This window comes from Enterobacter sp. 50793107 (assembly GCF_001463365.1).
Taxonomy (GTDB): domain Bacteria; phylum Pseudomonadota; class Gammaproteobacteria; order Enterobacterales; family Enterobacteriaceae; genus Enterobacter; species Enterobacter cloacae.
Genome location: NZ_LNII01000146.1, coordinates 1 through 22,661, shown reverse-complemented (window position 1 = coordinate 22,661; position 22,661 = coordinate 1). Strand labels below are relative to the sequence as shown.

Annotated in this window: 20 protein-coding genes and 1 pseudogene; 10 read left to right on the top strand and 11 right to left on the bottom strand. The window is 55.6% G+C overall.

The window, feature by feature from the left end:
• Positions 1-765, bottom strand: coding sequence for a gamma-glutamyl-gamma-aminobutyrate hydrolase (gene puuD / locus APU11_RS18755; protein WP_014831700.1), 765 nt, complete (start codon positions 763-765; stop codon positions 1-3).
• A gap of 214 nt (positions 766-979) precedes the next feature.
• Between puuD and APU11_RS18750 the strand changes: the two genes are divergently transcribed.
• Both APU11_RS18750 and APU11_RS18740 read left to right on the top strand, forming a co-directional pair.
• Positions 980-2,398, top strand: a complete 1,419-nt coding sequence (locus APU11_RS18750; RefSeq protein WP_013096832.1) for a glutamine synthetase family protein — start codon at positions 980-982, stop codon at positions 2,396-2,398.
• Positions 2,399-2,754: 356 nt separating this feature from the next.
• A complete protein-coding gene (locus tag APU11_RS18740; protein WP_058651537.1) occupies positions 2,755-4,146 on the top strand; it encodes an APC family permease in 1,392 nt (463 codons plus the stop codon).
• Between the two features lie 76 nt (positions 4,147-4,222).
• Here the strand turns inward: APU11_RS18740 and APU11_RS18735 are convergent, their stop codons facing one another.
• On the bottom strand, positions 4,223-5,476 hold the full coding sequence (locus APU11_RS18735; protein WP_013096829.1) for an MFS transporter: 1,254 nt from the start codon (positions 5,474-5,476) through the stop codon (positions 4,223-4,225).
• A gap of 121 nt (positions 5,477-5,597) precedes the next feature.
• Here APU11_RS18735 and APU11_RS18730 point away from each other — a divergent pair, with 121 nt between their 5' ends.
• The 3 genes from APU11_RS18730 (at position 5,598) to bioD (ending at position 8,671) form a co-directional block, all read left to right on the top strand.
• Positions 5,598-6,503 (top strand): LysR family transcriptional regulator, encoded by a 906-nt coding sequence (locus APU11_RS18730; RefSeq protein WP_048971287.1) that lies wholly within the window; start codon positions 5,598-5,600, stop codon positions 6,501-6,503.
• 121 nt (positions 6,504-6,624) lie between these two features.
• Positions 6,625-7,845: a sugar metabolism global transcriptional regulator Mlc gene (gene mlc, locus APU11_RS18725; RefSeq protein WP_013096827.1), complete on the top strand. Its 1,221-nt coding sequence runs from the start codon at positions 6,625-6,627 to the stop codon at positions 7,843-7,845.
• Positions 7,846-7,975: 130 nt separating this feature from the next.
• Positions 7,976-8,671, top strand: coding sequence for a dethiobiotin synthase (bioD, locus tag APU11_RS18720; RefSeq protein ID WP_013096826.1), 696 nt, complete (start codon positions 7,976-7,978; stop codon positions 8,669-8,671).
• Here the strand turns inward: bioD and clcB are convergent.
• Complete coding sequence (gene clcB / locus APU11_RS18715; RefSeq protein ID WP_058651538.1) at positions 8,606-9,916, bottom strand: voltage-gated ClC-type chloride channel ClcB; 1,311 nt, start codon at positions 9,914-9,916, stop codon at positions 8,606-8,608. The genes bioD and clcB overlap by 66 nt on opposite strands.
• A gap of 255 nt (positions 9,917-10,171) precedes the next feature.
• Between clcB and APU11_RS18710 the strand changes: the two genes are divergently transcribed.
• Entirely contained in the window at positions 10,172-11,869 is a 1,698-nt protein-coding gene (locus tag APU11_RS18710) for an S-type pyocin domain-containing protein (RefSeq protein WP_058651539.1), read from the top strand.
• On the top strand, positions 11,866-12,333 hold the full coding sequence (locus tag APU11_RS18705; RefSeq protein WP_058651540.1) for a DUF6392 family protein: 468 nt from the start codon (positions 11,866-11,868) through the stop codon (positions 12,331-12,333). The genes APU11_RS18710 and APU11_RS18705 overlap by 4 nt, the downstream gene beginning before the upstream one ends.
• A gap of 42 nt (positions 12,334-12,375) precedes the next feature.
• Here the strand turns inward: APU11_RS18705 and osmV are convergent, their stop codons facing one another.
• From osmV to APU11_RS18665, 8 genes are all read right to left on the bottom strand, one after another.
• Positions 12,376-13,524, bottom strand: a complete 1,149-nt coding sequence (osmV, locus tag APU11_RS18700; RefSeq protein WP_058651541.1) for an osmoprotectant ABC transporter ATP-binding protein OsmV — start codon at positions 13,522-13,524, stop codon at positions 12,376-12,378.
• Positions 13,524-14,171 carry an osmoprotectant ABC transporter permease OsmW gene (gene osmW, locus APU11_RS18695; RefSeq protein WP_006808875.1) on the bottom strand — a complete coding sequence of 216 codons (648 nt, stop codon included), beginning with the start codon at positions 14,169-14,171 and terminating at the stop codon, positions 13,524-13,526. Before osmW ends, osmV begins: the two co-directional genes overlap by 1 nt.
• A gap of 8 nt (positions 14,172-14,179) precedes the next feature.
• The gene (osmX, locus tag APU11_RS18690) at positions 14,180-15,079 is read right to left on the bottom strand and encodes an osmoprotectant ABC transporter substrate-binding protein OsmX (RefSeq protein WP_058651542.1); all 900 of its coding nucleotides are present in this window, start codon (positions 15,077-15,079) and stop codon (positions 14,180-14,182) included.
• An 18-nt stretch (positions 15,080-15,097) separates the two neighbouring features.
• Entirely contained in the window at positions 15,098-15,808 is a 711-nt protein-coding gene (gene osmY / locus APU11_RS18685; protein WP_058651543.1) for an osmoprotectant ABC transporter permease OsmY, read from the bottom strand.
• Positions 15,809-16,077: 269 nt separating this feature from the next.
• Positions 16,078-16,821 carry a YoaK family protein gene (locus APU11_RS18680; protein ID WP_029882809.1) on the bottom strand — a complete coding sequence of 248 codons (744 nt, stop codon included), beginning with the start codon at positions 16,819-16,821 and terminating at the stop codon, positions 16,078-16,080.
• A 155-nt stretch (positions 16,822-16,976) separates the two neighbouring features.
• Positions 16,977-17,600 (bottom strand): glutathione S-transferase, encoded by a 624-nt coding sequence (locus APU11_RS18675; RefSeq protein ID WP_058651544.1) that lies wholly within the window; start codon positions 17,598-17,600, stop codon positions 16,977-16,979.
• Positions 17,601-17,684: 84 nt separating this feature from the next.
• Complete coding sequence (locus APU11_RS18670) at positions 17,685-18,869, bottom strand: MFS transporter (protein ID WP_058651545.1); 1,185 nt, start codon at positions 18,867-18,869, stop codon at positions 17,685-17,687.
• Between the two features lie 112 nt (positions 18,870-18,981).
• On the bottom strand, positions 18,982-20,109 hold the full coding sequence (locus APU11_RS18665) for an alpha/beta hydrolase (protein WP_072056930.1): 1,128 nt from the start codon (positions 20,107-20,109) through the stop codon (positions 18,982-18,984).
• A gap of 117 nt (positions 20,110-20,226) precedes the next feature.
• On the opposite strand from APU11_RS18665, the gene APU11_RS18660 reads away from it, so the two are divergent.
• From APU11_RS18660 to APU11_RS27160, 3 genes and pseudogenes are all read left to right on the top strand, one after another.
• Positions 20,227-21,111, top strand: a complete 885-nt coding sequence (locus APU11_RS18660) for a LysR family transcriptional regulator (RefSeq protein WP_058651546.1) — start codon at positions 20,227-20,229, stop codon at positions 21,109-21,111.
• Between the two features lie 330 nt (positions 21,112-21,441).
• The gene (locus APU11_RS18655; protein ID WP_058651547.1) at positions 21,442-21,897 is read left to right on the top strand and encodes a hypothetical protein; all 456 of its coding nucleotides are present in this window, start codon (positions 21,442-21,444) and stop codon (positions 21,895-21,897) included.
• Between the two features lie 316 nt (positions 21,898-22,213).
• Positions 22,214-22,661 (top strand): annotated as a pseudogene (locus tag APU11_RS27160) (funZ protein); the annotation flags it as partial.

The window sequence follows — 22,661 nt, the reverse complement described above, 5'->3', positions numbered from 1 at the left end:
TCAAAGCCGTTGCTTCTCGGCAATGTGGCTTTGACAGGCGGTGATAAAACCTTCAAACAACATGCGTGACAGGGCGTACTCGCTGCTGTTCCATTCGGGGTGCCATTGCACGCCGAGGGCAAAAGGGTGGTCATGAACGCTGACCGCTTCGACGAGCCCGTCCGTCGAGCGGGCCTCCACGCGAAGCCGTGGTCCTAACGTTCGTGCACCTTGCCCGTGTAACGAGTTTACCCAAAATGTGTTACAGCCTGGTATTAATTGAGACAGCAGTCCTCCCTCCTGAACCTGAACTTCATGAGAAGGGGCGTATTGTAGCTCAACCGGCAGTTCAGGATCTTCCCGGTGCTCAAGCAGGTCGTTCTGCTCGAACAGGCGGCGATACAGCGTCCCTCCCGTGGCAACAACCATTTCCTGCAGCCCCCGGCAGATGGCGAAAATGGGGATGCGCCTTTCGAGCGCGGCAGCAATCAGCGCCATACTCAGAAGATCTCGCCCGGGATCGGCGTCAGGCTCATCGCCGTTTTCACCATAAAGGTGCGGCTGCACGTTACTTGGGCTGCCCGGCAGGTAAATTCCGTCCAGGGTTGGCAGCAGAGCGGTAATAAGCTCTGGCTCTGCCAGCGCATGCGGTAAGGCAACAGGTAAGCCCCCCGCGTTAATAATGGCATTCAGGTACTTTTCTTGCAGGGTCTGGGTCTCGTGACCCTTAAGCCTGTTTCTGCACATCACCACGCCAATAACTGGCTTGTTCATTATATTTTCCATGATCGCCCTCACAAAGTGGACTAAATTTAGGCCATTCTCGCCTGTGAAACGGCCTTTTCGTTCAATATTTTCTCAATCTAGCAACGAGATCTGCCTTTTGCAAACTTAATTTAACATTTGACAAACAATTTGTTTGCATACAGATTCGATAGTGTGGACATTATATTTGACAGTCCAGAGCAGCGAACGCAAATCCCAAAAACGGTGGTAAATCATGGAAACCAATATCGTAGAAGTTGAGAACTTTGTGCAGCACACGGATGAGAGGCGGGGCAGCGCCTTTACGCAGGAAGTGAAGCGCTATTTAGAAAAGTATCCTGACACCCAGTTTATTGATGTCCTCCTGACCGACCTGAACGGCTGTTTTCGCGGCAAACGCATCCCGGTTGCCGGACTGAGCAAACTTGAAAAAGGCTGCTATTTCCCGGCATCGGTTTTCGCCATGGACATTCTGGGTAACGTTGTGGAAGAGGCAGGGCTGGGGCAGGAGTTGGGCGAGCCGGACTGTATCTGTGTGCCGGTGCCGGGCACCCTGACACCCTCCGCCGCCGACCCGGAGTACATTGGTCAGGTGCAGCTCACCATGGTCGATGAAGATGGCGCTCCCTTTGACGTTGAGCCGCGGAACGTACTCAACCGACTCTGGCAGCAGCTGCGCCAGCGCGGTCTGTTCCCCGTGGTAGCGGTAGAGCTGGAGTTCTATTTACTTGACCGTAAACGCGATGCCGACGGCTATCTGCAGCCACCCTGCGCGCCGGGCACCGACGTGCGTAACACGCAGAGTCAGGTCTACTCGGTTGATAATCTCAACCACTTTGCTGACGTGCTGAATGACATTGACGAACTGGCGCAGCTGCAGCTGATCCCTGCCGACGGGGCAGTGGCTGAAGCCTCCCCGGGACAGTTTGAGATTAACCTGCACCATACGGAAAACGTGCTGGATGCCTGCGATGATGCGCTGGCGCTAAAACGTCTCGTCAGGCAGATGGCGGAAAAACACAAGATGCACGCCACGTTTATGGCAAAGCCGTATGAAGAACATGCGGGCAGCGGGATGCATATCCACATCAGCATGCAAAACAACAGAGGCGAAAACGTGTTCGCAGACGCCAGCGGTGAGGATTCCGCGCTGCTGAAACGCGCGCTGGCCGGGATGATCGATCTGATGCCAGCGTCCATGGCGCTGCTGGCGCCGAACGTCAACTCCTACCGCCGTTTCCAGCCGGGAATGTACGTGCCGACGCAGGCGTCATGGGGACACAATAATCGCACGGTTGCCCTGCGTATCCCGTGCGGCGATCGCCATAACCATCGGGTCGAATACCGGGTGGCGGGAGCAGACGCGAATCCGTATCTGGTGATGGCGGCGATTTTTGCCGGCATTTTACACGGGCTGGATAACGATTTACCCCTGCAGGAAGAAGTTGAAGGCAATGGTCTGGAGCAGGACGGATTGCCGTTCCCGATTCGTCAGAGCGATGCGCTGTGGGAATTTATGCAAAACGATCACCTTCGCGAGCGACTGGGCGAACGTTTCTGCCACGTCTATCACGCCTGCAAAAATGATGAATTACTGCAGTTCGAACGCCTGATTACCGAAACTGAAATCGAGTGGATGCTGAAAAACGCCTGATGACGTGCCCCGGTCAGGGGCCGCTTTGTTTCATCGCATACGTATCACCAAACGGCCTGCGCGGAGCCTGGCCGAACTGTTCGCTGGCACGCCAGCTATCTCCCGGGAGTCGCGTTATGGAGCGCAGGCGGCACAGGGACTTTCTTAACGACACTGTGTGACGAGGTAGGAAATGATGCAGATGTTCAACTATCCGCAGGGCGAAGGGGGCCAGTCAGGCGCCTGCTGTGAGTGCGAGCGAGAGACGCTGCGCTGGTACGATCGCGTATGTTCTTTACAACTTCCCCCTTTGCTAAGCAGGTTTGCGTTAAGGTCAACGCGATTGCAAACCACGGTAAGCATGGGGGGGATGGTCTATGGCGACTAACACATCTCTTGATTCGCCGGGCATGGCCGGAAGAACCCGGCTGCGCAGTTCCCTCAAACTCTGGCAGGTGGTGATGATGGGGCTGGCTTACCTTACCCCCATGACCGTGTTTGATACCTTCGGCATTGTGTCCGGTATCAGCAATGGCCACGTGCCCGCCTCGTATCTCCTGGCGCTGGCGGGCGTCATGTTTACCGCCATCAGCTACGGCAAACTGGTACGACAGTTCCCGGAAGCGGGCTCTGCGTACACCTACACGCAGAAATCGATCGGACCCCATCTGGGGTTTATGGTCGGCTGGTCCTCGCTGCTGGACTATCTCTTCCTGCCGATGATCAACGTGCTGCTGGCGAAGATCTACCTTTCCGCATTGTTCCCGGAAGTCCCACCGTGGGTGTGGGTGGTGGGGTTTGTGACGATCCTGACGCTGGCGAACCTGAAGAGTGTTAATTTGGTCGCCAACTTTAACACCCTGTTTGTGCTGGTGCAGATCGCCATCATGGTGGTGTTTGTCATACTCGTGGTGCATGGCCTGCACAAGGGGGAGGGCGTGGGCACCGTCTGGTCGTTGCAGCCGTTTATCAGCGAGAACGCACATCTGATCCCGATTATTACCGGCGCGACTATCGTCTGCTTCTCTTTCCTCGGGTTTGACGCGGTCACCACGCTGTCGGAAGAGACGCCAAACGCGGCGCGCGTTATTCCCAAAGCCATTTTCCTGACCGCACTGTATGGCGGGCTGATATTCATTGTTGCCTCGTTTTTCATGCAGCTCTTCTTCCCGACGATTGCGCGCTTCAAGAACCCGGACGCCGCGCTGCCGGAAATTGCGCTGTACGTGGGCGGCAAGCTCTTCCAGTCGGTGTTTCTGTGTACCACGTTTGTGAATACGCTCGCTTCAGGCCTGGCCTCACACGCCAGCGTCTCACGCTTATTGTATGTGATGGGGCGTGACAACGTCTTTCCGGAGCGGGTGTTTGGCTACGTGCATCCGAAATGGCGTACTCCGGCCCTGAACGTCATTATGGTAGGGATAGTGGCGCTGTCGGCCCTGTACTTTGACCTCGTGACCGCGACGGCGCTGATCAACTTTGGCGCGCTGGTGGCGTTTACGTTTGTTAATCTCTCGGTGTACAACCATTTCTGGCGGCGTAAGGGGCTGAACAAAACGTGGAAAGATCGGTTCCACTATCTCCTGCTGCCACTCATTGGTGCCGTAACGGTCGGCGTGCTGTGGATAAACCTCGAAGCGACGTCCCTGACGCTTGGCCTCATCTGGGCGGCACTGGGGGCCCTTTATCTGACATGGCTGACGCGCCGTTTCCGAAAACCGCCTCCGCAGTTTGAAGCCGCTAAGATAGAGCAGGCCTGGGATTCCTGAATGTAAAAACGGCACCAGTACGCTGGTGCCGTTTATCTGGATCGCTCGTCTTACCGGACATCAGCCCGCAGGCGGATTATCTCAGACGCTTATGAAGACTGGCGCCTACCAGCAGTGCCCCGCAGAGCATCAGCGCGATAAACCCGCCCACGCCGTTCCAGCCGTAGTTGTGCCAGAACACACCGCCCAGCGTCCCGGCGAAGCTGGATCCAAGATAATAGCTAAACAGATACAAAGAGGATGCCTGGCCTTTGGCACGACGGGCGCGCGGGCCAATCCAGCTGCTGGCGACGGAATGCGCGGCGAAGAAACCGGCAGAGAAGAGCAGCATGCCGGTGAAAATCAGCCACAGGGAAGAGAAAAGCGTCAGCAACAGGCCCAACAACATCACGGCGGTTGAGACCAGCATCACCGGCCCACGGCCATAGCGGGCGGTCATCGCTCCGGCTTTTGGCGAGCTCCAGGTCCCGGTCAGATACGCCACGGAGAGCAGGCCCACCACCGCCTGGCTCAGATGCCACGGCGAAAGCATCAGACGATAGCCAATATAGTTAAACAGCGTGACGAACGATCCCATCAGCAGGAAGCCGGTCAGGAACAGCCGCGGCAGCCCTTTATCCCGCCAGTGCAGGCGGAAGTTGATAAACAGCGTTTTCGGACGCAGGGAGGTGGGGCGGAAGTGGCGTGATTCCGGCAGAATTTTCCAGAACATCAGCGCAGAGGCCAGTGCAAAGCAGCCAATCACCGCCAGCGCAATGCGCCAGTTAAAGAAGTCTGTAAACACGCCGCTCAGCAGGCGTCCGCTCATACCGCCAATGGAGTTCCCGCTGATGTACAGCCCCATGGAGAACGCGACAAAGCTCGGGTGGATCTCTTCACTGAGATAAGTCATCCCAACCGCCGCCACGCCGCTCAGGGATAACCCGATGAGCGCGCGCATCATCAGGATCCCGTGCCAGCTGGTCATCATGGTGGAGAGCAACGTACAAACCGACGCCAGCATCAGCGCGGTCACCATCACCTGTTTACGCCCAATGGCATCAGAGAGAGGGCCGGTAAAAAGCAGGCCGACAGCCAGCATCCCGGTTGAAATAGAGAGAGAAATACTGCTGCTGGCCGGTGAGACGCCAAACTCATGTGACAGCACGGGAAGGATAGGCTGAACGCAGTAGAGCAGGGCAAAGGTTGCCAGACCGGCTGAGAACAGCGCCAGCGTGACGCGCATAAATTGGGAGGTACCACGTTTAATAAACTGCGCCGGCTGAGAAGCTGCCGGTAAATCATCGATATCGCGTGCCGGTTCGATATCAACAGTAGATGTACGACTCACACATGTTCCTTGCTTAAACATCCCCGTGGTTTCTGGTGACGGGTATGACCACCTCTTCAGGGTAGGAAAATGTAAATATTCTGTCTAATATATTAATAATCTCAAATGATACTTATAAAATATGAATATCGAACTGCGTCATTTACGCTACTTTGTCGCGGTGGCAGAAGAACTCCATTTTGGCCGCGCCGCCGCGCGCCTGAACATTTCGCAGCCGCCGCTCAGCCAGCAAATTCAGATCCTGGAGCAGCAGATTGGTGCCCGTCTTCTCGCCCGTACCAACCGTAGCGTGAGCCTGACGGCGGCAGGCAGGCAGTTTCTGGCCGACAGCCGACAAATTCTGAGCATGGTTGACGACGCCGCCGCCCGCGCAGAGCGGCTCTATCTGGGAGAAGCCGGTGAATTGCGTATCGGGTTTACCTCGTCTGCCCCGTTTATCAGCGCCGTCTCGCAAACCCTGTCGTCGTTTCGCCGTGACTTCCCGGACGTGCATATTCAGACGCGCGAAATTAATACCCGGGAACAAATAGCTCCGCTGAATGAAGGGGCGCTGGATTTAGGGTTGATGCGCAACACTCAACTGCCGGACTCGCTGGCGTGGCAGGTGATCCTGCGCGAGCCGCTGATGGCGATGATCCCGCGCGATCACCCCCTGGCGTCGAAACCTGCCATCACGCTGGCTGAGCTGGCGAAAGAGCCGTTTGTCTTTTTCGACCCGCAGGTGGGAACCGGTCTGTATGACGATATTCTGGGCCTGATGCGCCGCTACGATCTCGCCCCGGTCATTACCCAGGAGGTAGGAGAGGCGATGACGATAATAGGTCTGGTCGCCGCCGGGCTGGGGGTTTCTATTCTCCCGGCCTCCTTTAAACGGGTACAATTGCGTGAAATGTGCTGGGTCCCGCTTGCCGAAGACGACGCGGTATCGGAGATGTGGCTGGTGTGGTCCAGACATCATGAACAGAGCAATGCGGCACAGCGTTTTAAAAAGCAGCTTATCACCGCCTCTGCCGGGCGATATTTATAGGGAAAAATGGGCAAAAATGTGCAGTAAATCACATGGCTAAGTAAATATTTGACGACGGCCATGCAAGTGCTTCACCATAGCCCAAAGTTTATTTCGAAGCTCGAAAATAAGGGAGTACGAGGTGGTTGCTGATAGTCAGCCAGGGCATATTGATCAGATTAAGCAGACCAACGCTGGCGCGGTATATCGCCTGATTGATCAGCTTGGTCCGGTTTCGCGTATCGATTTGTCGCGCCTGGCCCAACTGGCTCCCGCCAGTATTACCAAGATTGTTCGCGAAATGCTGGAAGCCCACCTGGTTCAGGAGACGGAGATTCAGGAGCCGGGGAGCCGGGGTCGTCCGGCGGTCGGGCTGGTGGTGGAGACGGAAGCGTGGCATTACCTGTCGCTGCGCATCAGCCGGGGTGAGATCTTTCTTGCGCTGCGCGATCTCAGCAGCAAGCTGGTGGTGGAAGACCGGCTGGAGCTGCCGCTTAACGCTGATCAACCGCTTCTTGAGGCGATTGTCACGCATATCGATCATTTCTTTATTCGTCACCAGCAGAAGCTTGAACGCTTAACGGCGATTGCCATCACCATGCCGGGCATTATTGATACCGAGAACGGCATTGTGCACCGCATGCCGTTTTATGAAGACGTTAAAGAGATGCCGCTGGGTGAGGTCCTGAAAAACCATACCGGCGTACCGGTCTACATTCAGCATGACATCAGCGCCTGGACTATGGCGGAGGCGCTGTTTGGCGCGTCACGCGGGGCGCGGGATGTCATTCAGGTGGTGATCGACCATAACGTCGGGGCGGGCGTCATCACCGACGGACGCCTGTTGCATGCGGGCAGCAGTAGCCTGGTGGAGATCGGCCACACGCAGGTCGATCCCTACGGGAAACGCTGCTACTGCGGCAACCACGGCTGCCTGGAGACCATTGCCAGCGTGGAAAGCGTGCTTGAGCTGGCGCAGGTGAGGCTCAGCCAGTCCATGAGCTCCTCGTTGCACGGGCAACCCCTGACGGTAGATTCCTTGTGCACAGCGGCGCGGCAGGGCGATCTGCTGGCTAAGGACATCATTACTGGCGTAGGGAATAACGTCGGGCGCATTCTCGCCATTATGGTGAATCTGTTTAACCCGCAAAAAATCCTGATCGGCTCCCCGCTCAGCCAGGCGGCGGATATCCTCTTCCCGGCGATTTCGGCCTGCATTAATCAGCAGGCGCTGCCCGCTTACAGCAAAAACATTGTGGTCGAAAGCACGCAATTTTCGAACCAGGGCACCATGGCCGGCGCCGCGCTGGTGAAAGATGCAATGTATAACGGCTCCTTACTGATCCGCCTGCTGCAGGGCTAACTCTTTTCCACAGACTTACTAAAAATTGCGCTATCTCAAGCCGGATAGCGCACGCTTCCCGTAGACTTCCCCCACTGAATTATTTACCTGGTTTATATTTTCGAAGCATACCCAAGAGGTGGAATGAGTCATGCTTAAGCGTTTCTTTGTTACTGGTACAGATACCTCTGTCGGCAAGACTGTTGTATCGCGCGCGTTGCTACAGGCGCTGGCAGCAAGCGGTAAACGTGTTGCAGGGTACAAACCGGTCGCAAAAGGCAGTAAAGAGACGCCAGAGGGGCTGCGCAATAAAGATGCCCTGGTTTTACAAAGCGTCTCATCCCTGGAGCTGCCTTATGACGCGGTCAATCCTATTGCCCTGAGCGAAGAGGAGAGCAGCGTGGCGCACAGCGGGCTGATCAATTACACCCTGCTGTCGGATGGGCTGGCGAACCTGAGCGAGAAGGTTGATCACGTTGTGGTTGAAGGCACGGGCGGCTGGCGCAGCCTGATGAACGATTTGCGTCCACTTTCCGAGTGGGTGGTGCAGGAGCAACTGCCGGTGGTGATGGTGGTGGGCATCCAGGAAGGGTGTATCAACCATGCGCTGCTCACGGCGCAGGCGATCGCCAATGATGGCCTGCCGTTAGTGGGCTGGGTGGCAAACCGCATCAACCCAGGCCTTGCGCACTATGCAGAAATCATCGACGTGCTGAGCAAAAAACTGCCCGGCCCTCTGGTGGGCGAACTGCCTTATTTGCCGCGCGCCGAGCAGCGCGAACTAGCGCAGTACATCGATCTCTCTGCTCTCGGCAGTGTGCTGGCCGTAGATCGAGTCGTGGCGTAACGTTCGCGAGAGTACGGACGCAACAACGCAGGCAATCAGCAGGCCGGGTAGCAGAAAATACTGCCCGGTCATTTCACACACCATCAGCGCCGACATAATAGGCGCATGCGTCGTGGCAGCGAGCAACGTCGCCATCCCCGCCAGTCCCAGCAAAATCGCCGTTCCAGAACCCGGTAGCCACAGCGCAAAAAGCTGCGCAAAGAGCATTCCTGTCGCCAGCCCGACAAACAGCGTCGGCGTGAAGACCCCGCCCGGTGCGCCCGAACCGCTGCTTGCCAGGACCGCCAGCAGCTTACAGATAAACACGCCCGCAATAACGGACAGCAGCGGCGGTGAGAGCAGAAAGGCCTGCACCACGCTATAGCCGTTACCCCACACTTTGGGCGTAAGAAGCGACAACATCCCGACGATCAGCCCCCCGAGCGCCAGCTGCCAGGGTGGTGAGAGTTTGAGACGCAGAAACAGCGCGTGGCTAACCGTCATCAGCCACATCAGCAGCGGGCCGCAGACGCCCGCCAGCAGACCGATGATAACGATTAATCCGTAATCGCCCGCAGTGAGCGTTTCGCTGAGATGCACCTCATACAGCGTGGTGGCGCCGGGGCTTAACAGACGCGTCGTCAGCAGCGCTACGACGGCCGCAATGACTACCGGGCCGAGCGAGGCCAGCATCAGCGTGCCGAGCAGGATTTCCGCAATAAACAGGCTTCCGGCTAGCGGCGCGTGGTAGGCGCTGGCCATTCCCGCCGCCGCCCCGCAGGCTATCCATAATTTCCATTCGGACTTCGGCGTAAAGCGCTGCGCAAACAAGGAGGCGGCGAGGGCGGCGAGCAGGATCATCGCCCCTTCACGCCCGATGGCGCTTCCGCTGGAAACCACCAGCAGTGACGCCAGGGATTTGACCAGGCTGGCACCGTAATCGAACTGCCCGTCACCCGTTTCCAGCGCTTCCATATAATCCGTTGGCGCATGCGGGCGTTGCGCCGTCAGCCGCTGCCATCCCCACAGCAACAATCCGGCTGCCAGGCCGCCAAGAGCAGGCGTGAGCATGCGACGCCAGGGGGACAACGCCGCCGCGGCATTCACCAGGCTGCCGCTGTCGTTACTGAGAAACAGCCACTCCAGCAGATACATGCTGTGGCGAAACACGGCAACGGCCAGCGCGGCCAGTACGCCCGTGACGGTGGCAATCAGAAGCCGGCGAAACATCGCGCGGATATCGGGGTAAGTATGAAGACGTTGCATGGGTCGCGAGTAAACGAGATCGGTATTCTATTGTGATAGGAACTCAACCAGTATGCAAATGAGTGTTTATAGGGGTGTTCTAAATATTTAAGTTGTTTATTTTTAGTGGTGATTTATTTGGTTGTTAAATATTAACCAAATGTGCGGAATAAATCTGGTTAACTCATATTCATAGTAAAATTCCTTTTTTATTAACGAAAAGGAAAAGGGAATTCTTTATGAGTAATCAATTTACTAATTACCGGAGCGTAACGCATGGGTTACCGTACCGATAATTTTGGTCGGGGACAGGCGCTTGAGAATGATAAAACGACTACCGGTGCCAGGTGTATTGCGTCTATTACGGACAGCACCGAATTTGGACGCAGAATTCTCAGGGTAGGTGATAAAACCACTCCCTGTCCTAAATGTGGCAGGAAGGGCGTGATTGTATCAGGTGAGGAACGGGTGACATTTCACGGCGTACCCGTCGCCGTTCACGGTTCAAAAGTACACTGTGATTGCCCACCAGGTTCAAATCGGGTAATTGCTCCCGCAGGTCAGTGGCTGGGACGTGGCCGAGACCCGGTTGATGTTGCCAGGGAACAACACGCCGCCAGGCTGGCAGCAGAAAAGCAGGCTGAAGAAAACCGCAGAGAGGAGGAAAGGGAGCGCAACCGGGTATTTGCAAAATCCTGCCTGCGGGGGGATGGCTGCAATGATGCCGGTGACGAGCGCGAACCCCATACTAATTTTGCCGATATGGCATTTTTCCTGGCCATGCCGGCCAGCGACCCGGCAACCGATTCAGACACCCCGCAGCACGCGCAGACCGCCAGAAAGAAAAAGCCAGAGGATATCCCCAGACCGAAAAAGCGCAGCGCCCTTTATCGCTGGTGGAACGGCAACCAGGAGGAGATGGATTATCAGGCCGCTGTTGCCGCCGCAACTGCAGCTACGCGCGCGCAGACGGCCACAGCGGGCGCAAGCCTGCTGGAGCTGATAAGCGGCAGGGCGCTGACCTACGGCACATGGGCGGTGCGTGGTGCCGCCGGGCTGGGTGAAATAGCTGCCGCCGGAGCGGGCGCACCCGTGGCCGGGCTGCTGGTGGGAATGATGCCCGGCAGGCTGAACGACGGCGAACAGGACTTTATTGACCGTATGCGCCTGGCGCAGATGCGTGAAGCCCCGAGCAGGGTGCGCTATACGTGGGAGAGCAACAGCCGGGGGAACCCGGTGCCGCATGGCTGGCACACGCCGCCTGGCCGGGACAGTGTGCGCGTCAGAAAAATGGAGTACGACAGTAGCGCGCAGGCGTACACCTTCACCACGGAGGAAGAACCGCGCATCACCATCGTGTGGACGCCTGACCGAACAGACGAGAAAAAGCCGTGGAACACCGGCGACCAGGCGCGGCCAGTGCTGCCGAACCCGGTCGTTGTTGACCCGCTGCCCGTTAACACCGGCATAACGGCGACCACCAGCCCGGCACAGGAAGAAAAGCGTTTCGCGGATTACATTCTGATCCTGCCGTTCCCTGACCTGCCGCCGATTTATATCTACCTGAGCAAACCACCGGTGGAGTTTCTGGAAGTCGAGCTATACAGTGACTTTAAACGCCGTTCGCGGCAGGGGATGTATGAGGCGGATCACATGCCGTCCAGAGCTGCTGTTGATGCATATCTGAGAGCTAATTATCCGTTGCTAGATGATGACGAGATACTTGCGCTGACTGATAAAGTTGCTGCCATCGTGATCCCGAAAGATATGCATCACAAAATAAGCGAGACATATGGTGGACGTAATACGCCTACACAAATTGATCTTGACTCCAGGAACCTCAGGGCAGCAGTGGATCGCAATCTGGATGCCATAAAACCGGCATTGAAAGATCATGGCGCGACCGAAATTCAGATCGAAGCAGCAAGGGTGAAAATGCATAAAATAAATAGTGAAGCGGGGCTGTACAAATGACGATAAACGTTGAAGCGCTGATAAATAGTCTTGGTAAGTCTTATCAATATATGCTTGATAAGGATTTAATTCCGTATAAGACTGCCCCGAAGGGATCTTCTGGAACACCGACCATCAACCTTGAAATGGCTCAGGAAGGGATTTTTCTTTCTTTCTGGCGAGAGGGGCGGATTTTGAAATCTGTCACACTCAGAATTCAGCACGAACCTGCGTCCAGTTGGACATTTCCTAATGAACTACCAGCACCCTTGCAGGCGTCTATGTCACGCAAATGGGTTAATGAAAATCTTGGAGAGCCGCTACGAAGCGCGCCGCCTTACACTGTAATGAATAGGGATTATGGTTGGACAGACCTCTATGAGGTAAAGGATCACGATATTCCCACGAGCATGCAGATTAACTATGACGTAGAGGATAGCGTGAGGTCTATAACCTATATGCTAACGTCAGAGCTTCGCTGGTAATGCTCTATACAAGCCCCGAAAGGGGCTTTTCTGGTATAATTCTCAATTCTCACTGTGAATATTCAGCGCCCTGCGCGTACGCCCTGAGCTGAGGTACTCCGCGATATAGTCCTGCGAAATCTCACCGTTATAGCGACCCTCTTCATCCACAATCGGCATCCAGCTGGTGTTGCTTTCATACAGGCGGGAGAGCACCACGCGCAGGTTATCTTCCGCTTTGCCGGTCATGCGGAACGGATGCAGGATATCGGCACAGGTGCCGCTGGCGTTGCGCGCTTCCCGGCGTTTCACAAACCCCAGCGGTTTACCGTGCTCGTCCACCACGGTGATGGCGCGGATATCGTGATCATCCATGGTGGCAAAGGCCTCTGGAAGCGGGGTAGAGCCGCGTACAGTGATAGTAGGCTGCTGGTCGGTGACGTCGCCTGCCGACACCAGCAGCAGGCGCTTCAGAGTGCGGTCCTGACCCACAAACGAGCCGACAAACTCGTTCGCCGGCTTCGCCAGCAGCTCGTCCGGGCTGGCGCACTGGACAATCTTCCCCTGACGGAAAACGGCGATACGATCGCCCAGCTTCAGGGCTTCATCGATATCGTGGCTGACCAGCATCACCGTTTTCTTCAGCTTGCGCTGCATCTCCAGAAACTGGTTCTGGATCACTTCACGGTTGATGGGGTCCACCGCGCCGAAGGGCTCATCCATCAGCAGTACCGGCGGATCGGCCGCCAGCGCGCGGATCACGCCGATACGCTGCTGCTGGCCGCCGGACATCTCGCGCGGATAGCGGTGAAGAAACTTACGCGGATCCAGCGCCACCATATCCATCAGCTCTTCGGCACGGGTTTTACACCGGGCTTTATCCCAGCCCAGCATGCGCGGCACCACGGTAATGTTCTCTTCGATGGTCATGTTCGGGAACAGGCCAATTTGCTGAATCACGTAGCCGATGTTGCGGCGCAGCGTCACCGTATCCATCCCGCTGGTGTCTTCACCGTTAATCAGGATCGTGCCGCTGCTTGGCGTAATCAGGCGGTTGATCATCTTAAGGGTGGTGGTTTTCCCGCAGCCGGACGGGCCGAGCAGGACGCACATTTCCCCTTCGGGCACGTTCAGGTTGACGTTGTCCACGGCCTTAAAGGTCTGGCCGTGCTTCTGTGAAAAATGTTTGGTGAGGTTTTCCAGTTTTATCATTATCGAATCCCCTTCGGAGTCAGTACCACCTGCAGACGGTGCAGCAGCCAGTCGAGCACAATCGCTAAAAGACAAATCATCAACGCCCCCGCAATCAACATGCGGATATCGCTCCCGCCGATGCCGTTAAGCAGCAGCAGACCCAGGCCGCCCGCGCCAATCACGGCGGCAATCGCCATTACGCCGATGTTCATCACCACGGCGGTGCGGATGCCGCCGAAAATCACCGGTAGCGCCATGGGAATTTCAACCCAGCGCAGCCGCTGCCAGAAGGTCATGCCGATGCCGCGTCCGGCCTCACGCAGACCCGGTGGCAGGCTGTCCAGCGCGGTATGGGTGTTGCGTACAATCGGCAGCAGCGAGTAGAGAAACACCGCGGTAATGGCGGGCAGGGCGCCAATGCCCTGACCGATCAGCGAAAACAGCGGGATCATCAGGCCAAACAGGGCGATGGACGGAATGGTCAGCACGATGGTCGCGATGCCCAGCACCGGTGTCGCCAGCCATTTGTGACGGACAATTAGAATGCCGAGCGGAACGCCGATAATAATGGCCAGGCCAACCGCCAGCGCCACCAGCCACAGATGCTGCAGCGTCAGGGTTAAGAGGTAATCCCAGTTATCCAGAATGTAGTGAATCGTCTCCATAGCGCCTCCTACAACAGCTTTTTGCTACGCAGGAAATCACGGGCGACCTGCTGCGGTGACTGATGATCGATATCCACCTTCTTGTTCAGCTCGGTGATAACGTCGTTGTTAAGCTGGGCGGAGAGGGTGTTAAGCGCCTGTTCCAGCCCCGGGTTCGCCTCCAGCGTGTCTTTACGCACCACCGGGGTGACGGCATAGCTCGGGAAGAAGCCTTTATCATCTTCCAGTACTTTGAGGTCGAAACCTTTCACGCGGCCGTCGGTGGTGTAGATCAGCCCGGCATCAACAAAACCGTCGCGCACCGCGTTATACACCAGGCCGGGATCCATCTGGCGGATCTGCGGACGGTCCAGCTCCATGTTGTAGGCCTTCTGCAGCGGCTTCATCCCATCGCTGCGCCCGGCAAACTCAAGATCCAGTCCCAGCAGCCAGTTTTTATCCGGGTTGGTTTTACGCACCTGCTCAATCTTCGCCACCATCTCAGACATGGTGTTGATATGTTCCGCTTCGGCGCGTTTACGCTGCATGGCGAAGGCATAGGTGTTGTTCATATCGGCGGGTTTGAGCCAGACCAGACCGTGCTTCGCGTCCAGACGCTTAACCGTCTCGTAAGACTCCTGCGGCGACATGCGCTTGTTGATATGGTTAAAGATGATCAACGACGTACCGGTGTACTCCCAGGTCATATCAATTTGTTTGTTGATCATAGCGTTTCGGGAGATAACGGTCGCAATATTGGTTTGCGGCTGCACCTGGAACCCTTTCTTTTGCAGGTACTGCACGGTCATGGCCGAGAGAATATGCTGCTCGGTAAAGCTCTTGGTCGCCAGAATCAGCGGGGCGGCTATCGCCTGGCTGGTGAAGAGCGCCGCGGCACACAGCGCCGTCAGGCTGGATATCAGTCTCATGAAAGCTCCTTGTTATTGTTATCGAGGGAGATGGGGACTCATCACGCGACCCAGCGCAGCCAGCAGGGTGTCGAGGATCAGGGCAAACAGCGCGGTGGCCGCCGCGCCCAGGATCAGCGTCGGGAAGTCGTTCAGGTAGATGCCGGGGAAAATCAGCTCGCCGTAACTGCTGGCGCCAATCAGGAAGGCCAGCGGAGCTGTACCCACATTAATGGCGGTGGCGATGCGGATGCCCGAGAGCATCACCGGCCAGGCGTTAGGTAACTCCACCTGGCGCAGACGCTGCCATTTGGTCATCCCAATCCCGTTCGCCGCTTCCAGTAACGACGACGGCACCGAGCACAGCCCGGCGTAGGTATTGCGCACAATCGGCAGCAGCGAGGCAAGAAACAGGGCGATGATGGCTGGCGTATCGCCAATGCCAATCACCACCATCGCCAGCGCCAGAACGGCCAGCGGCGGCAGGGTGTTGCCGACGTTGAAGATTTGCATCACGTATTCGGCTACCCCACGCGCCGCCGGGCGGCTGAGCAGGATACCCGCCGGAATGCCAACCAGCAGTGCGAAGAACATCGAGGAAAATACGAGGATTAAATGCTGTTGCCCGAGGTAGATTAGGTCAACCTGGCGCGCCTTGATCGTCTCCAGCCCAATGCCCCAAGTGAGGAGGGCCAGAACCACGATTATGGCGCCGACAAACAGCAGCGAGCGTTTGAGTAATGGATGCATTGCGGTGTGTCTCCCTGTGCGCATGCGTTATCGCAACCAGCGGTTGCCTGTTGTTATGCCATGTTTCGGCAGGGGTAGTTGACCTATAGCAAGCGTTTGGGAAGGGTTCCAGCGAAGGGGGAAAATCAGTAACCCTATGAAACTAGTGACAACCTTGATTAAGCCTTATGAGGTAAGGGCTGGCTGTGAGAGGGCAGAATAGTCCTAAAGCGACTTCATGAAAGTGACGGTGTCACAACTGTCGCGACATTCTGCCCTCTGCGTTTTGACTATCGGCCGAGGGCTGCGCGAACTTTGCGCACGCGCACCGCGATGGTAATCATGGAACAAACGGATACCAGCGCCAGTATGACACCCAGCGCCAGCATCGCATTAAAGCCAATCCACCGGAACAGGAGTAACCCTGCGATACCGCCCGTAATAAACGAGAACAGGGTGGTTAAGTGGGTTTTAAGCTGGCTTTTCTGCGCCGCCGTGTCTTTGGAGTAGTCCCGGCGCAGCATCGCCACCACCACCGAGGCCAGCGATATTCCCGCGTCCGTCAGCGTGCCGGTGATGTGCGTCGATCTCACCCGGCCGCTGGAGAGCTGGGTGGAGGTGGAATTGTGGATCCCCATCAGACCACAGAGAAAGATAATAATCGTGCGGTTGCTGGTGAGGGCATGGAAATACATCTCATAAATCGAAATACCGGTCAGTAATAACCCTTCGACAAACAGGATCTGGCAAAAAACCAGGCGGATATTATGGATAATGCCCCAGATAACAATAATGCGCGCAAGAATGGCGCCCGTGACAAACGCCAGAATAATGGAACCAAAGAAAATAATATCGTTCAGATCGGTGGAAGAGACTTCGCTGGATAATTGTGAGGTATTACCGGTCATGTGAGAGGGGAAAAAGCCAAATGCCCCAAGGGCGATGGCGTTGAGCAAGCCGGCGGATGTCGCCAGCCAGAGGGCTAACCGGCGATCCTCCTGATGCGTTCGTTCTTTTTTGAGTTTAATCAGCAAGAATACCTCCGGGGTGAGCTTTGCCTGAAACGTCAGGCTAGCAAAGCGGTACAACGGACAGTCCAGGATATGGCTTAATTATTATTCCCTCTGACGAGATGCAGGGTTTTGTAATTAAATAAAATATCCTTGCTGAATATAGGGCCGTGGGGAATTCAGACCATGCCGTTATTTCCGTGTCGCAAAAATGCCGGGCGCTGATTAAGACGTTCAAACCAGGCATCAATGGCAGGCACCGCGGGTTTGTCAAAAGGCGTCATCTTCCAGCGGTTCACCGACAGCCCCAACACTACATCTGCAAGCGTAAACGTTTCGCCCGCAGTAAAGGCGCCGGTGCGCTGCAACTGCTGCTCCAGAATGCCGATGCAGTGGTTCCACTCTTTTATCCCGGCGGCAATCCGCGCGGGATCGTTATAGTCCGGGTTTTTGCGCCCCAGCGCCGGGAATACATAGCGCCAGGCGTTGTTGAATTCGGTTGCCTGCCAGTCCATCCAGCGCTCGACGTTAGCGCAGGCCTGCGGTTGCGATGGCAGCAGGTCATCGCGTCCAGCTTTGCGCACCAGGTAGCGGCAGATTGAATTCGATTCCCACAGCACAAAATCGCCGTCGATCAGCACCGGCACCATGGCGTTGGGGTTCAGGGCGCGGAAGGCGTCCGTTTCCGTCGGGGCAAATCCGCTGCCGTAATCTTCCTGCTGATATGCAATTCCGGCTTCTTCGCAGGTCCAGAGGACTTTACGCACGTTGATGGAGGTGGTTTTGCCAAGGATGGTGATCATGCTGTCGCGCCTCTTCACAGTGATAGTGGGTTCAAAAACAATACACCAGCGCCACAGAAAAGCGGCAATTAATCCTCTGCGGCGTTATCTGTTCAGACGTGCGAGCCGCCATGTCACCCCAGCCGCACTGAGAAGCAGCAGGCCGCTCATGAGAAAGGTGCTCTGCCAGCCCAAATAGTCAAACATCATGCCTCCGGTAGTTGATCCCAGCGCAATGGCAAGCTGGATCACCGCAACCATTAACCCACCGCCCGCCTCTGCATCTTCCGGAAGCGTACGGGCGATCCACGTCCACCACCCGGCAGGTGCCGCCGTCGCCAGCATTCCCCAGAGCCCTAACAGTGCGGCAACGGCCCATACGTTGTGCCCGGTCAGAATCAACCCGCCCGCAATGGTGGCCATCAGCAGGGGAATGGCCATTAACGTCAGGTAAAATGACGCGTTGAGCGCCATGGCAATCACGAGAGTACCTACAAAACCTGAAACGCCGATGGTTAACAATATCAACGACAACCCGGAGTCGCTAACGTGGGTAACGGTTTCAAGGAACGGACGCACATAGGTAAATAACGCAAACTGACCCATAAAGAACAGGCCGCAGGTAAGCATGCCTGCAATAACGGCCGTCTGACGAAACAACCGAAAGACCGTCCCACGCGACGTTGCCCGGTCATTCCCCTTCATATCAGGCAGGCTATAGCATTGCCAAATGAACGCGACTATTGCCACGGGCACCAGACACAGGAAGGCGCCACGCCAGCCAATAGTCGCGCCGAGATAACTGCCAAGTGGAGCGGCAACCACCGTCGCCAGCGCGTTGCCCCCGTTGAAAATAGCCAGCGCGCGCGATACCTGATGTTGTGGCACCAGGCGAATAGCCGTTGCCGCAGACATGGACCAGAATCCGCCGATGGCAATACCGATCAGGGCGCGGCCGGTTATATAGACCGGATAGTTCGGTGCAAAGGCAATAATCGTTCCCGACAGGGCCATCAGTAGCGTCATTCCCAGCAGGAGATATTTTCTGTTCATGCTGCCAGCCAGTTGAGAAAGCGTCAGGCTGGTCAGGACGGCCAGTGCGCCGGAGACAGCAATCCCCTGGCCCGCCAGCCCCTCGGTGACATCTAAATCTCGGGCGAGCGGGGTAAGCAGGCTAACGGGCATAAATTCAGAGGCGATCAAAACAAAAACGCACAGGGTCAGGGCAAAAATGCCGCCCCAGTACGTATGTTCACGGTTTGACTGCGTGGTTTGGCTTAGTGCGGACATAGTCAGATTTCATCAAGGCAAAGAGAGGGCCACCCGTTTGGCTCGGGTGGCGTATGCTCGTCATGCTTCAGGCTAACGCGTATGCGGCCTGCATGATCCCGGGCAGAACGGCTTATTTCAGGCTGGTTTTGAAGAATCGCTCAAACTGTGCAAACGGGATCTTTCCTGCGGCGTTGTCGTAAAGATCGACATGGTTTGCGCCCGGGACAATGACCAGCTCTTTCTGTTTGCTGCCAACGGTTTTAAACGCGTCCTCGGCAAAATAGCGGGAGTGCGCTTTTTCACCCGTCACGATAAGCGTCGGGATGCTGATCTCCCCTGCGTAGCTTAACAGCGGCATGTTCATAAAAGACAACGGCATGGTAGCCGTCCATGCGCCGGTGGAGTTGACGGAGCGTGCATGGAATCCGCGCGGCATCCGGTAGTAGTCATAAAACTCCTTCAGAACCGGATTCGGGTTGGCGGGTAATGCTTCTGGCAGAATACGCTCAGCCGCCGTTACGTTGCCGTTTTCATCGACATAGATATCATGGCCGCCGTGCGCGAAGGTGCCGTTTTCGGCATCTTTCCAGCGCTGCTCGTTCAGATACTGCAGTACGGCACGACGATCGGCCGTGGAATAGCGATCTTTCCCGTCGCCAACGCCGTGGCCCATGGCACGGCTCATGTCATACATCACGCTGGTGGCGACTGCTTTTACGCGGGTATCCATTGCTGCCGCGTTCAGTGCCATGCCGCCCCAGCCACAAATACCCAGAATGCCGATACGGTTTCGATCAACCTCTTGCTGCAGGCCCAGGAAATCGACCGCAGCGCTGAAGTCTTCGGTGTTGATGTCCGGCGAGGCCACGTTGCGTGGCTGGCCGCCGCTTTCGCCAGTGTAAGACGGGTCGAACGCCAGCGTGACAAACCCTTGCTCGGCCATCGTCTGCGCATAGAGCCCGCTGGATTGCTCCTTGACCGCGCCAAACGGTCCGCTAACGGCAATCGCCGCCAGCTTGCGGTCCCCACGGTTTTTAGGCAGATAAAGATCTCCCACCAGGGTAATGCCGTATCGGTTCTGGAACGTCACCTTACGATGGTCAACCTTATCACTTTTGGCGAAGGTTTTATCCCAGGTGGTCACCATCGAAATGGGCGCGTTTGGGTTAGTCGTTTCTGCATAACTCATTGTTGTCACTCCACTTAAAGATGCACACAGCAGCATCGCCACTGACAGTTTTTGGGTGAATGTTTTCATTAGAGATCCCGTGCGTTGTTGTGATAAGGGGAGTATAGGGAGCAGAAATCGTGCTGATTAGAGGGTGAAAATTGCTAAGATTAATACCAATTTGTTATGAATCAGAGAGCAGGCGCGATGGCGAAACGGGAAAACTACAACGAGCTGTACTTGTTTATGCAGGTGGTACGCGAGGGAAGCTTCACGGCAGCCGCGCAGCGACTCGGACTGGCACAATCCGGGATCAGCCGCTCGGTACGTGAGCTGGAGGCGCGGTTGGGCGTTCAGCTTCTGGTGCGTACCACACGAAAATTGTCACTTACCCACGCCGGGGAGCAGCTTTATCAAACCACGGAGTCAGCATTCGATACGCTTGATACCGGGCTGGCCACCCTGGCCCATTACCGCCAGACGCCGTCCGGTACGGTGCGCATCAATGCCAGCCAGCACGCTATCGATAAATGCCTGCTGCCAAAGCTCGCCATCTTCAAGCAGCGTTACCCGGATATCCGCCTTGAACTGATGAATGAAAGCCGCTTCGTTGACATCATTGCCGAGCGGTTTGATGCGGGCGTCAGGCTGGGGCCTGAGGTCGGGCAGGGGATGATTGCGGTACGCATCACGCCTGACATGGAAATGGGCGTGGTTGCGGCACCAGAGCACTTCCGCCGTTATGGTTTTCCGCAAACGCCTGAGGATTTGGTGAGGCACCCCTGCATTGCGTATCAGTTTGCCGACGGTAATCTTTATCACTGGGAACTGGTTCAGGACGACAAGAAAATCTTTCACCGGCCAGAAGGACAATGGGCGCTATCGGACAGTTATATGGAAGCGGAAGCTGCCCGGCTGGGCCTGGGTCTAGCCTATATTCCGGTGGAGCTCGTGGCGGACGATCTGGAGCGCGGAACGCTTATCCGGGTCTTGCAACGCTACAGCCTGCGGATGGACGGGTTGTTTCTCTATTATCCGCATCGCAATGTGTCGCCAGCCCTGAGAGCAGTGATCGATACGCTGAAAATGTAGGCGGGAAGACTGGCTTTCTGGAAGGAGCCTCGCAAACCTAAAAGTAACCCGGTGAAAATGAGGGTTAATGCTTTTATTCCGGTTACCTGGGTCGTAAAGTGACGGCGTTGCGGCACATCCGCAATCGGGTGTAGGAACCCGTATTCCATATAGCGATATTTAGTATGTCGTGGCAGCGTTTATCCCGTTACAATCTCGGTGGCGCTGGCGGAGCAGCCGTAAGGCTGGCCGTTTTCTATGTGGGCGGTATTCCTACCTCCGTCAGTGCTACCCCCGAGCGTAGGAACTCACAAGGTAGTGAATAAAATTACATGTAGAGGATGCCCTAATATGGCGACTATCCAGACCCTGATTTTCCCTCAATCTGACGAAAACATTATTCAGCAGCTTATTACCCGACCCCTTCCGGTTGACGCCGATCTCTTTGACGTGGCGGACAACTGCGCCGCGCTGGTGACCGTGCTGGTCGAAAGCGATGATAGCGTGATTAGCACTGCACTCTGTGAGCGCCTGCTGCAAGCGCTTCATCGACTGCGCGAACTCTGCGATGCCGATCTCCCGCCGAACCTTATTGAACAGCTGATTGTGGGAGAAAAAATGACCTCCTGCGTGCCCGACTGCTGGCACGACACCGCTACCCAGATTGACTATGCGCTGGCACTTACCCAAGCCGTTAAAGGGGGGACATTGCCCGCGAACGTTGCAAAAGAGCTTACGGGGCTGCTGCACGATATGATTTGGCTTCTGGCGGAGTTTGTGAAGGAGCCGCGAATTGTGGCGCACTGAGTGCGGGCAGGCATTGTTAGCTGCTTAGAGGGTGGTGTGGGAAAGGGGCTGGGTGGGCCCCTTTGCGGTTTTTGAGGGTTGTGTTGTTATTACTTTCGCGATAGTAGGGCGGGTAAATGACTGCTATGAGCGAGGAGCGGAAGTTGGTCATCACATGCCAGCCTGAAAGATGACTACCGAATCTACGGCGATTCAGTCCATTCATCTACAAATGGTTCCTTTACATTTCATATGTTGATATCCTCAACATTATGTAACAGAGCAGTGCCAATGTCTTATAACCATATTTTATCCAATTACTTTAGTTGAGGTGACGATGATACCAATCAAAGAACTAACTCTTGGTTATGCTGATGCTGAAAATTATAAGAGAAGGGAAAATAAAGACTTACTTAATAAAGTATTCATACGTGACAATCACTTAACTGAATTATGCGAGCCGAATATATCGTTTCTTGTAGGAGAGAAAGGTACTGGTAAAACCGCATACTCTATCTATCTTTCAAATAATAACATTAACAACACACTAGCCACGACCAAATATATAAGAGAGACAGAATACCAAAAATTTATCACTCTTAAATCCGAAAAGCATTTAAGTTTATCTGATTTCTCTGGTATATGGAAAGTTATTCTGTATTTATTAATATCCAAACAAGTATTAGATAAAGAAGGGGCAATTTCAAAGTTACTAAACTATACAAAATTCTCATCACTAACTGATGCAATAGATGAATATTATCTCAAGGCATTCTCACCAGAAA